General features: G+C 39.8%; 10 protein-coding genes. 4 read left to right on the top strand and 6 right to left on the bottom strand.

Annotation, left to right across the window (positions count from 1 at the left end; genetic code table 11):
- From AAZR93_RS02385 to dauA, 4 genes are all read left to right on the top strand, one after another.
- On the top strand, window positions 1-1,788 hold the full coding sequence (locus AAZR93_RS02385; protein WP_434718860.1) for a bifunctional alpha/beta hydrolase/class I SAM-dependent methyltransferase: 1,788 nt from the start codon (window positions 1-3) through the stop codon (window positions 1,786-1,788).
- Between the two features lie 276 nt (window positions 1,789-2,064).
- Window positions 2,065-3,405, top strand: a complete 1,341-nt coding sequence (locus tag AAZR93_RS02380; RefSeq protein ID WP_434718859.1) for a phosphatase PAP2/dual specificity phosphatase family protein — start codon at window positions 2,065-2,067, stop codon at window positions 3,403-3,405.
- Window positions 3,402-3,809: a hypothetical protein gene (locus AAZR93_RS02375; RefSeq protein WP_434718858.1), complete on the top strand. Its 408-nt coding sequence runs from the start codon at window positions 3,402-3,404 to the stop codon at window positions 3,807-3,809. The genes AAZR93_RS02380 and AAZR93_RS02375 overlap by 4 nt, the downstream gene beginning before the upstream one ends.
- A 302-nt stretch (window positions 3,810-4,111) precedes the next feature.
- Window positions 4,112-5,851, top strand: a complete 1,740-nt coding sequence (dauA, locus tag AAZR93_RS02370; RefSeq protein ID WP_294103371.1) for a C4-dicarboxylic acid transporter DauA — start codon at window positions 4,112-4,114, stop codon at window positions 5,849-5,851.
- 253 nt (window positions 5,852-6,104) lie between these two features.
- Here the strand turns inward: dauA and AAZR93_RS02365 are convergent, their stop codons facing one another.
- Genes AAZR93_RS02365 through hemA form a run of 6 tightly spaced genes read right to left on the bottom strand, consistent with a single transcriptional unit; the run spans window position 6,105 to window position 11,965 of the window.
- Window positions 6,105-7,010: a TIGR01212 family radical SAM protein gene (locus tag AAZR93_RS02365; protein ID WP_434718857.1), complete on the bottom strand. Its 906-nt coding sequence runs from the start codon at window positions 7,008-7,010 to the stop codon at window positions 6,105-6,107.
- A 12-nt stretch (window positions 7,011-7,022) separates the two neighbouring features.
- On the bottom strand, window positions 7,023-7,877 hold the full coding sequence (gene kdsA, locus AAZR93_RS02360; protein WP_294103367.1) for a 3-deoxy-8-phosphooctulonate synthase: 855 nt from the start codon (window positions 7,875-7,877) through the stop codon (window positions 7,023-7,025).
- A 45-nt stretch (window positions 7,878-7,922) separates the two neighbouring features.
- The gene (gene sirB1 / locus AAZR93_RS02355) at window positions 7,923-8,732 is read right to left on the bottom strand and encodes an invasion regulator SirB1 (RefSeq protein WP_294103365.1); all 810 of its coding nucleotides are present in this window, start codon (window positions 8,730-8,732) and stop codon (window positions 7,923-7,925) included.
- Between the two features lie 23 nt (window positions 8,733-8,755).
- Window positions 8,756-9,589 (bottom strand): peptide chain release factor N(5)-glutamine methyltransferase, encoded by an 834-nt coding sequence (prmC, locus tag AAZR93_RS02350; protein ID WP_434718856.1) that lies wholly within the window; start codon window positions 9,587-9,589, stop codon window positions 8,756-8,758.
- Window positions 9,589-10,671: a peptide chain release factor 1 gene (prfA, locus tag AAZR93_RS02345; protein WP_294103361.1), complete on the bottom strand. Its 1,083-nt coding sequence runs from the start codon at window positions 10,669-10,671 to the stop codon at window positions 9,589-9,591. The genes prmC and prfA overlap by 1 nt, the downstream gene beginning before the upstream one ends.
- A gap of 31 nt (window positions 10,672-10,702) precedes the next feature.
- Window positions 10,703-11,965: a glutamyl-tRNA reductase gene (gene hemA / locus AAZR93_RS02340; RefSeq protein WP_434718855.1), complete on the bottom strand. Its 1,263-nt coding sequence runs from the start codon at window positions 11,963-11,965 to the stop codon at window positions 10,703-10,705.
- Window positions 11,966-12,541 lie beyond the last annotated feature (576 nt).

Below are 12,541 nucleotides of genomic sequence, written 5' to 3'. Positions count from 1 at the left end.
ATGAACTTTCAGACAGACTATATGACACAACGCCCTGTGGTTGAATCTCATTTTAAAACAAGTGATCATACATCTCTTTTTTACCGCTACTGGGCAACGGAAGATATTACAGATAAAGCCATAATTTTATTTCATCGTGGCCATGAACATTCAGGTCGTATTGCCCATTTAGTCGATGAATTGAATTTATCTGATTATGCCATGTTTGCATGGGATGCCCGCGGGCATGGCGAAAATGACGGTCCTCGTGGTTATAGCCCATCCCTTGGCACATCAATCAGCGATGTAGATGAGTTCGTCCGTTATATTTCAACACAATACCAAATTCCTTTAGAAAATATTATAGTTGTTGGCCAGAGTGTTGGGGCGGTTTTAGTTTCTGCTTGGGTTCACGATTATGCACCTAAAATACGAGGAATGGTGTTAGCATCACCCGCTTTTAAAGTAAAACTTTATGTCCCATTTGCACGTAGCGGCTTAGGGCTTATGCAAAAAATACGCGGATTATTTTACGTAAACTCTTATGTCAAAGCTAAATTTCTTACTCATGATGAAAAACGTATTGAGTCATTTAACCGCGATCCATTAATAACTCGCCCTATTGCCGTCAATATTTTGCTTGAACTATATAAAACGGCAGAACGTGTTGTCGCCGATGCAGGAGCAATAACGCTACCAACTCAACTCTTTATTTCTGGAAACGATCACGTCGTTCACCACAAGCCACAACATCAATTTTATGAAAGGCTCAATACGCCAATCAAAGAGAAACATGTTTTGGCTGGCTTCTACCACGATACCCTAGGTGAAAAAGAGCGACATATTCCGATCGAAAAAATGCGTAGTTTTATTACTAAACTCTTTGAGTTCCCTCGTTACCAGCATGATTATCAATTTGAAGACACTTGGAGCGTAAGTGCTGATGCTTTTCGTGCATTAACGGCGCCATTACCAAATTGGTGTCCTAAAAATATCGCTTATAAAATAATGAGCAAATCAATGAGTAGCCTTGGTAAAGCATCGGAAGGTATACGTATCGGCTATGATAAGGGTTTTGACTCAGGTTCAACCCTTGATTATGTGTATCGTGATAAGGCACAAGGTAACGGATTATTTGGCCGAGTCATGGACAGACAATATCTCAATAGTATTGGTTGGCAAGGCATTCGCCAGCGGAAAGTGAATATTGAAAATATTATCCGTCAAGCTATCCGTGATTTAACTGATAGTGGTAAACCCGTGCATATTATGGATATTGCCGCAGGACAAGGTCGTTATATTTTTGATGCAATTAATGATTATGGGAAAGTGCAATCTGTTTTACTACGTGATTACAGCCCTGTTAACGTAGAACAAGGCCGGCTACATATTAAAGAACGTTTTTTAGAAGGTAAAATACGTTTTGAAGAAGGCAATGCCTTTGATGCTGATGATTTAGCCGCTGTCACGCCTGCACCCACTTTAGGTGTTGTCAGTGGTTTATATGAACTATTTCCAAGTAACGAATTGATTAAAGCTTCATTAAGTGGTTTAGCTCGTGCTATCCCTTCGGGCGGATTACTTATCTATACCTGCCAACCTTGGCATCCTCAAGTTGAAATGATTGCACGAGTATTGCCAAGCCATCAAGGTGGCCAAGCTTGGGTTATGCGTTGTCGTAGTCAAGGTGAAATGGATGCATTAGTTGATGCTGCTGGATTTGAGAAACTAAACCAATCTATTGATAACTGCGGGATATTTAGCGTGTCTATTGCTAGGCGCCGTGATCCTGAAAGTAATTCTAAATAGTTAATTCTAATTGATTAATAACCATACTAAAGACTCATCATGACAGGCAGCCTCTATCGGTGCTTGTCATAACTTACATAAGTTGATTCTTCTCGCCAAACAACCTATTTTATTAACTTATTAATTTATCGAAAGCATTTCAATGCATATAAAGTGAGTTAACCCTATTTATCCTGTGGTAACTGAATCACAAGACTACAATGAAAATATTTAACATATAGCATTACAACCGAATAACAGGACTAAAGCTTCCACTTAAAGGAATAGAGCCAGAATATGACTGCCATTCATATATCAGAACAACCGTCATCGCGTCGCCAAATTTGGCTATTTGGTTTTTTATGGCTAGCATTTTTGGCACCATTTTTCTTCCTCACTTATGGGCAGGTCAATACTTATACCGCCACTTTAGCCACTGTGCCTTCTATTGTGTACTCATGGGAGCACCATATACCATTTTGGCCTTGGACGATCATTCCCTATTGGAGTATTGACCTTTTTTATGGGTTATCTTTATTTATTTGCACCACTCGTCGTGAACAATGCATCCATGGCTTACGTTTAATCTTAGCCTCTTTAATCGCCTGTATAGGCTTTTTACTCTTCCCACTTAAGTTCAGTTTTCCTCGCCCAGACACCCAAGGTGTTATGGGTTGGATGTTTGATAGCCTTGAACTTTTTGATTTGCCGTTTAATCAAGCCCCCTCATTACACATTATTTTATTATGGCTCCTTTGGTTACGTTTTCGCGCTCATACCCCAACACAATGGCGTTGGTTACTGCACAGTTGGGCCATCCTGATTTTAATTTCTGTGCTCACCACTTGGCAGCATCATTTCATTGATATTGTTACAGGCTTCGCTGTTGGCATTCTAATTAGTTATCTCTTACCCACTAAGACACGTTGGCAATGGCATTACACTGGTAGCCCACGTAGCCTTAAAATGAGTATAAATTATGGTTTAGCTTCACTTCTTTGCTTTGTGCTCGCTTTTTTAATACAAGGTGCCGCTTGGTTACTATTATGGCCAGCTATTGCCTTATTATTAGTTACTTTTGGCTACTTAGGTGCCGGCGCCTCCATTTTTCAAAAAACACCTGATGGCACCATATCGCCTTCAGCTACTATTTTACTATTACCGTATCGACTATTCGCTTCTTGCACCTATCATTACTTTGCCAAGCAATGTAAGCAACCCAGCGTAGTCAATAAAGATATTATTTTGGGAGGCCGTCCACTATATCCTTTGCAAGCGAAAGCCGTTTTAGATATGACTTGCGAATGGCCTCGCAACTTCTACAGCCAAGGACTCAATTATTGTAGCCAACCCCAAATAGATTTGTTACCACTTAGCCCGGAGGATATTGAACGATCCGTACATACCATGGATACGTTAGTCAAAAGTGGTACAGTCTATATTCATTGCAAACTGGGTTATTCGCGAAGTGCGACTGTTGCTGTTGCTTGGCTCGTTCATAATAGCACCGCTAAAAACATTGAAGAGGCAATCAAAATAGTGAAACAAGCACGGCCACAAGTTGTTTTAAATGCAGCAACCGTGTCTCAGTTATGTCAGTGGTATGAACAATTTCAGATGAAGAGAGTGAGGTCATGAATCTATTAACAAATAAAAATAACGGAGAAGTGATTATCATTTTAACAGCAAGTTGGCGTTATTTCGCGCTAGGCTCTTTACTCGCTTTTACGTGTCAATTTATATTATATCTTTGCTCATTTTCGAATCGAATTAGTTTATTTATTGGTACGACTTTATTTATTATTAATCACTACTATATTTACCGCTTATGGTTAGATAATCATTTTTTCAAACTCATTTATCATCAGGGTACCGACCGCCATTTTGATGAGGCATTTCTTTATCTTTTCCCGAATAAACAACCCATTAACAGTATGGAAAAACGTTGGTCTGGCACAAAGAAACTATTTAATTATTGTTTAGTTTCTATTGTCCTACTGTGGGGATGGCTATTACTTTCAATTATAGTTAAGACCATTTAGCCATTTAAATACTAAAGTTAAGGAAACTGACTGAATAAAATATGGCAAAAATCAATCTCTTTTAATAGTTTAGTTTTTTATTTAAAAAATAATTTTTAAATAAAAAGTAATATCTTAAATTGCCAAATTAACTACACTTTAACTATATTGAACAATACCTATCTTAGGATATAACGCTTTTTTACTTTAGTGGCCGAAAACGTTATGATAATTACGGTTTCATTGATACATAACAGATTTTTTTAATCCGATAAGCGTATTCTTATACGTTTATTTTCACCCTGTTATTTTGGTAGGGTACAATGAGTACAAAAAAAATTAATAGATTGCGCCCTTTTAGTGCGCTAATTGATTCATGTTGGAAGGAAAAATATACTTTTCCTCGTTTTATCAAAGATTTAATTGCTGGAATTACAGTTGGTATCATTGCAATACCACTCGCAATGGCATTGGCAATTGCCAGCGGAGTGCCCCCACAGTATGGCCTTTATACTGCCGCAATTGCAGGCATTATCATCGCTATATCTGGGGGTTCTCGTTATAGTGTTTCGGGACCGACAGCCGCATTCGTAGTGATTTTATACCCCGTTTCGCAGCAATTTGGATTAAGTGGGTTACTTGTTGCCACCCTCATGTCGGGTATTATTTTACTCGCAATGGGTTTTGCTCGATTTGGTAAATTTATCGAATATATTCCTGTTTCGGTAACTCTCGGATTTACCTCCGGTATTGCTATCACTATTGCAACGATGCAAATTAAAGATTTTTTTGGTCTGCAAATGGAGCATGTCCCCGAGAACTATGTCGATAAAGTCATCGCGATTGCGAATACTTTTCCGACGTTTCAATATAGCGATACGCTAATTGGCTTATCCACTCTACTAGTACTGATTTTTTGGCCTAGATTGAAATTAAAGTTACCGGGTCACTTACCTGCATTAGTTGTTGGTACTTTCGTCATGTGGATACTTTCACTATTTGATATGCAAGTTGCGACTATTGGCTCTGAATTTAGCTACTTATTACCCGATGGTACTGAAGGCAGTGGTATTCCGCCTATTTTACCGCAATTTATTTTACCTTGGGAATTACCTGGTAGTGCCCCTATTAGCTGGGCGATGATCACGGCTTTAATGCCTGCCGCATTTTCAATGGCGATACTTGGCGCAATAGAATCACTGTTGTGTGCAGTTGTTCTCGATAATATGACAGGTAAAAAACATCATTCCAATAGTGAACTTATTGGGCAAGGGATTGGTAATATTGCAGCACCTTTCTTTGGAGGGATCACCGCGACAGCTGCGATTGCACGCTCAGCAGCAAACGTACGTGCAGGAGCAACTTCACCAATTTCAGCGATTATCCACTCAATTTTAGTTTTATTAACACTACTCGTATTAGCACCCATGTTGTCATATTTACCATTAGCCGCCATGTCTGCACTACTGCTAATTGTTGCATGGAATATGAGTGCAGCAAGTAAAGTCGTTTATTTAATAAAGCGCGCACCTAAAGATGACATCATCATTCTAATACTTTGTATGTCGCTCACAGTGCTGTTTGATATGGTTATTGCCATTACCGTTGGAATTGTACTCGCATCACTGCTATTCATGCGTCGTATCGCTAATATGACACGATCGACACAACTGCCTGAAACGGATGAAGCAAAAAAACGCTTAGTCGTACGAATTAATGGCCCATTATTCTTTGCAGCTGCGGAACGTATTTTTGATGAACTTCGTGTTAAAAGTGCGGGCTATGAAAGTATTGTTATGCAATGGGATGCAGTTCCTGTTCTTGATGCGGGGGGCTTAGAAGCATTTCAAAAATTTATTGAGGCGGTACGTAAAGACACTCATATTGTAGTATGTGATATTCCATTCCAACCATTGAAGACGCTTGCCCGTGCCAGAATGACACCTATAGACGGCGTTCTAAGCTTCCATAATTCAATGGAGAGTTCAATAGAAGAACTCGAAGCAATGAATAACGCAAGAACACAAACAGACAGTATTGACACTAAAAATTCAAAATCGTAAATAAAATACCGCCATATGACACTTCATGTGGCGGTATTTTATTATTTATTCAAAACAATACATCTCATTAGCCCAAGATTGTGAACTTTGCATATTTCGTTCAACACCACGCCCCGAAAAATACATTTCTGCAATTTCATACTGTGCAACCGATTGAAATGAATAAACTCATAGTTACAAGAACAATTTTACTAAATACATTTTCAATGATGTTCATATAGACCTTTGGCAATGCGTATTAAGCCAGTAAATGTTAAAGCAGTGCAGAACCCTGCCCACCATGTTGCAAAAAGTATTGATATAAATTATTCATTCCTACCCAATGATTTTCACACCATTGTGGTGCTAATAAGGTTGGCTTTCGAGCACTGGCGCTGATCCGATGATAAACAATTTCGGAAGGTGTATGGCGGATCATTTCCCCTGCAATCTCGGTATATTCCTCTAATGAAAGCGTTTCTAATCGCCCAGCTCGCCAACTTTTTGCCATTACACTGCCCTCCACAATATGCAATGGATGCAGCTTAATACCATCAGTTCCACACTCGAGCACCTTGTCTAAGGTTTGCATATTCATTTGAGCATCCTCTCCCGGCAAGCCGCAAATTAAGTGGGTACAAACCTTAAGACCTAAACGACGCGCTTTTTGTGTTGTTGTTTGATAGGCCTCGAAATCATGGCCTCTGTTTATACGATGTAGTGTTTTATCATGAGCACTTTGTAAACCAAGTTCTAGCCAGATTTCATAACCCAATTCGCGATAATGGCTTAATAGTGATAAAACCGAATCGGGGACACAATCAGGGCGGGTTCCAACACATAAACCAACAATATCAGCTTGCCTTAGAGCTTCTTCATATAGTTGTTTTAGAAGGTGAACTTCCGCATAGGTGCTGGTATAGGCTTGGAAATAAGCCAGGTAACGCTTTGCTCGAGAAATACGATTAATTTGGCTATTAATTTGCTCAGTAATCGTCTGAGATGACTGACTTTCGTCAGTAAAAGAAGCGACATTACAGAAGGTACAGCCACCGCGGCCAAGCGTACCATCGCGGTTAGGACAACTAAAACCACCGTGCAGCGTGATTTTATAAATTTTTTCACCATATCGGCGCTGAAGATCAGCGCCGAACATGGAAACTACTTGTGTGAGTTGCATGATAAACCTGAATTAACGGCTAGTATCTAACTCTGGAAAACTTTTCACCAAGGTATCAATTGCTTGAATTTGCGCGAGGAAAGGTTCGAGTTTATCAAGAGGTAATGCCGAAGGACCATCACATCTCGCATTTTCTGGATCTGGATGTGCTTCAAGGAATAAGCCTGCCAAGCCGACAGCCATACCTGCTCTTGCGAGCTCAGCCACTTGGCCGCGACGACCACCAGATGCGGCACCAAATGGGTCACGACATTGTAAAGAATGGGTCACATCGAATATAACAGGACAACCTTTAGATGCATGCATCATGACATTAAAACCAAGCATATCCACAACTAAGTTATCATAACCAAAGTTTGCGCCACGATCACAAAGGATGATTTTATCATTACCACCTTCGATGAACTTTTCAACGATATTGCCTATTTGGCCTGGGCTAATAAATTGTGGTTTTTTAATATTAATCACAGCATCCGTTTTTGCCATGGCAGCAACTAAATCTGTTTGGCGAGCTAAAAATGCAGGTAATTGAATGACATCAACAACTTCAGAAACTGGTTGTGCTTGAGCCGCTTCATGTACATCCGTGATGATCTTCACACCAAATGTATCTTTCAGTTCTTGAAAAATTTTCAAACCTTCTTCAAGACCGGGACCACGGTAAGAATTAATAGATGAACGATTAGCCTTATCAAAAGAGGCTTTAAAAACATAAGGGATGCCTAATTTTTGTGTCACAGTGACATAGTGCTCACACACTTTCATTGCCATATCACGCGATTCCAGCACATTCATTCCACCAAATAGAACAAATGGTAGGTTATTCGCGACATTGATATCACCGATACTGACGACTTTCTGTTGCATACTCTTACCTTTCATATCGAGACAGATTAGCTGCCTCTACGTTAATTAATGTAATACTACCGGATGGTTATCCAATGAATAGATTTGAATCTTAATCATTTCTGATACCGGATCTTCAGGGCATTGTTCAATAAAATAATTCAGGTCGCTCAAGGCGACATGATTACAATCTAAATGTGCCAATATAAGTCCACGATCACGGATTTCATAAGGGTCTTCAGGATCAAGTGTTAATAGTGTTTCACACACTTTTAACGCTAATTCCATTTTTTTCTCTTCCATTAAAGCCGCTTTTAATGTGTCGAAGATTTTTCGAATGATCACACTATTTTCAGCTTCTTCAAGTTTATCGTAGAAGAGTTCTGAATAAGGATCAACGGTCCCTTTTAGCCACATACTCAGTGTATGCAATGATAATGTTTCACCATTCACAGGATTAATAAACCACTGAGAACCATCATTTTTTTCTGCAACAAAAAGCAATTGCGTTGGAAAAATAGCGGGGGCGATATCAATGCCTAATTGCTCAGAAATATACAGAAAAATTGAACCAAGCGTCACTGGCGTCCCTTGTTTCGAGGACAAGACTTTATCTAGCCATAACATGTCAGATAATGAATAGACACCTTCAGCTGGGCCAAATGACCACTCACCATAAAATAAGGCAATAAGTTGTTCAATTTTTGAATTATTATCGGCTTGCAAGTCTATTGCAACTTTCGCTGCTGAAACTAGGCTATCGAGTTGATGTTGAACCTTTATAAATGGAAAATCGAGGCAGATGTTCTGAGAAACCATCATGATGCCTTCACTTAAAGGTAACTTATTAAATTCAATATTTGCTATGGTTTTCATTCTTTCCCACTGCATTCGCTCACTCAGCGCTGCCACTGGCCAAGTGAGACTCTATCTCGTCCACCATAATCGAGGCAGGTTTCAATATTGGTGTACCCATGTTGTTTAAATAACTCTCGCACAGCTAATCCTTGCTGCCAACCATGTTCAAGAAGCAACCACCCTTGATTTTTCAGATAATACTTCGATTTAGCAATAATATGTGCTAAATCAGACAAACCATTATCTTTTGCTACCAACGCAGTTGTTGGTTCAAATCGCACATCACCTTCATTGAGGTGATTATCACGTTCATCAATATAAGGAGGATTACTAACAATCATATCAAATTGTTGAATCGATAGTGAAGTAAACCAATCACTTTGTATAAATTGAACATTCGAAATATTCAAACGTTGTTGATTTTTTTGCGCTAAAGCGACCGCTTCCAAACTAAAATCCACGCCAATCACGGTGCTATCAGGTAGTTCTGACGCTAGAGCAAGTGCAACTGCACCTGTACCTGTCCCAAGATCAAGCAAATGACAATGGCTTTGATTGAGGTGCGCTAACGCTTGTTCTACAAGACATTCTGTATCAGGTCGTGGAATTAATGTTGCGGGGGAAACATACAAAGGCAAAGACCAAAATTCGCGCTCGCCAATAATGTAAGCAATAGGCTCGCCCTGCTCACGCCGCTGCAAAAGTGGCTCAAGTTGAGCTTGCTCATCAGCACTAAGCTCAGTCTCACTAAAGGCAATAATATAGGTACGGCTACGCCCAGTGCAATGTTCTAATAGGATTTCAGCATCCCGTTTTGCACTGTCGCTAGCAGACAGCCGACTGCCTGCCTGCTTTAACCATTCACTAAATTGCATTAATCCTGCTCAGACAAAGCAGAAAGTTGGTCAGCTTGATATTCGTTGATAATAGGTTGTATCAATGAATCTAATTTACCTTCCATCACTTCATCCAAACGATATAACGTGATATTAATTCGATGGTCAGTCACACGCCCTTGTGGAAAATTATAAGTACGGATACGGTCTGAACGATCGCCTGTTCCTAACAAATTACGACGCTCCGAAGCTTCAGCAGCTTGACGCTTAGCCATTTCTGCTTGACGAATACGCGAACCTAACACTGACATCGCTTTCGCTTTGTTTTTATGCTGAGAACGTTCATCTTGACACTCGACCACGATACCCGTTGGAATATGCGTAATACGAATAGCAGAATCGGTGGTATTTACGTGCTGTCCACCCGCTCCTGATGAACGGAAAGTATCAATACGGATATCAGTCGGACTGATTTCAGGTAATTCGGCTTCCGGTAATTCAGGTAAAATGGCGATAGTACAAGCAGAAGTATGAATACGGCCTTGTGACTCGGTTTCAGGAACACGTTGAACACGATGCCCGCCTGATTCAAATTTCAAACGACCATATACGTTATCACCTGAAATTTTTGCAATAACCTCTTTATAACCGCCATGTTCACCATCACTGGCGCTCATCAATTCAACCTTCCAGCGATTATTTTCAGCAAAACGGCTATACATACGGAATAAATCGCCCGCAAATATTGCAGCTTCATCACCGCCTGCGCCTGCGCGGATCTCCAGGAAGCAGTTATATTCATCATCGGGATCTTTCGGTAGTAACAGTAATTGTAATTCCTGTTCTAACTCTTCATTACGCGCTTTGGCATCTTTTAGCTCTTCTTGAGCCATTTCTTTCATTTCAGGATCATCTAACAGCATTTCAGCGGTTTCAATATCATCCTGCACAGCGCGCCATGATGTAAAGCATTTAGCAACATCAGATAACTGTGAATATTCTTTTGATAAAGCACGAAAACGGTCTTGATCGGCAATTACACCTGCATCTGCAAGGTGCGCTTCAATTTCTTCGTAGCGTTCTTGTAATGCTTCTAGTTTTGCGACAATAGAAGGCTTCATTCGTTATATCAGACCTATGATTAAAAAGTGGTTATTGATGGTCCAGCCCTAAGCTGTCCCTAAGAAGATTCAAACGCTCAATATCACCATTCCCAGCAGCTTGCTGCAAAGATTTGGTTGGAGCGTGGATAAGTCGGTTGGTTAATTGCTGCGATAACTGCATAATCACTTGCTCAGGATTAGCGCCTTGACTTATTGCCATCAACGCTTTTTCGGTCATATTAGCCCGAATTGCCTCAGCCTGCTCTCTATAATCGCGAATTGTAGATACCGCCGATTGTGAACGCAACCAATCCATAAAATGGCTACTTTCTTGCTCAACAATAAATTCAGCTTCAACAGCTGCGGCTTTGCGCTGAGCAAGGTTCTGCTGAATAATAGACTCTAGGTCATCAACAGTATAGAGATAAACATCTCTTAATTTATTAACATCTTGTTCAATATCACGAGGCACCGCAATATCAATCAATAACATAGGCTTACTACGACGCGCTTTCATTGCACGCTCGACCATTCCTTTACCAATAATAGGTAATGGACTCGCAGTAGAACTAATGACAATATCCGCTTCCGCTAGGCGGTTATCAATATCTGATAACGTAATGACCTGCGCATTCACTTCATTTGCAAGTAACTCGGCACGCTCACGGGTTCGATTAGCTATCATCATGCATTGAACCCCATGCTCTCGCAAATGGCGTGCAACTAATTCAATCGTTTCACCGGCACCCACAAGCAAAATAGTTAAATTTTTCAATGATTCAAAAATCTGCCTTGCGAGAGTACAAGCTGCAAACGCAACTGATACTGCATTTGCGCCAATATCTGTTTCGGTACGTACCCGCTTAGCCACGGAAAATGACTTTTGAAAAAGACGCTCTAATTCACTGGATAATGAATGATTACCTTGTGAAAGTGCAAATGCTTTTTTCACTTGCCCCAAAATCTGAGGCTCACCGAGCACTAATGAGTCAAGCCCACTTGCTACTCGCATTAAGTGGCTCACAGCTTGGTCATCTTGATGCCAGTAAAGACTCGGTTTCAAATCTTTAGGGGTTATATCATGAAAATCACACAACCAATTAATTAATTGCTCTTGTGCTTTCTCTTGTGTTCCTAAACTTAGATACAGTTCAGTTCTATTACAAGTAGACAACACAACGCCCCCGCTTACATGAGGCTGCTTAAGTAGCTCCCCAAGTGCATGGTCAATTTTATCAGGACCGAAAGTCACCCGCTCACGCAGGGCTACTGGTGCTGTTTTGTGGTTAATGCCTAATGCTAATAAGGTCATTGTGCTTACGACAGGCTCACATTGCTAATTATTTATCATTATAAGTAATGCCAAATAATAACGGCACGACTGTTGTTTATATTGGTGTATTGTAGATGATTAGCGCACATCGATCTACGGGTAGAGATTAGCTATCATCAGAAAGATGATCGACACCAAAAAATTAACCTACAATTGAAGCAAAAATATCAAGTAAACTCGGTGATTAAATATTGATTAAATAAATTTTAAAGCTTTATTTAATTTTACTATTCTGCACAATTCTTTTCTATTCTTCTGTTAATATTTTATAACTTATAAAATTATCAATAACAATAACATGCATATAGAATGCAATTATTTCGCACACAAAGCAAATGGGCTTTCACGATAAAAGTGAACGAATAAACCCAATCTGATTGATAAATTAGCAATATTGGCGCATTTTTTCTTTATGTTGAATCATTAAATACGGCATTAATATCATTGAGTAACGAATATCGAGTATTCATAGTAAAAATTACTCAAGATTAACGTCCCATTAAACTGCTAAACTAATACTCATAGTACTTGCTCATAGTGTAATCACTGCCGACC

Source organism: Providencia sp. Je.9.19 (assembly GCF_051129765.1).
Classification (GTDB): domain Bacteria; phylum Pseudomonadota; class Gammaproteobacteria; order Enterobacterales; family Enterobacteriaceae; genus Providencia.
The sequence above is the reverse complement of the archived record's forward strand: the minus strand, read 5'-3'. Positions and strand labels throughout refer to the sequence as shown.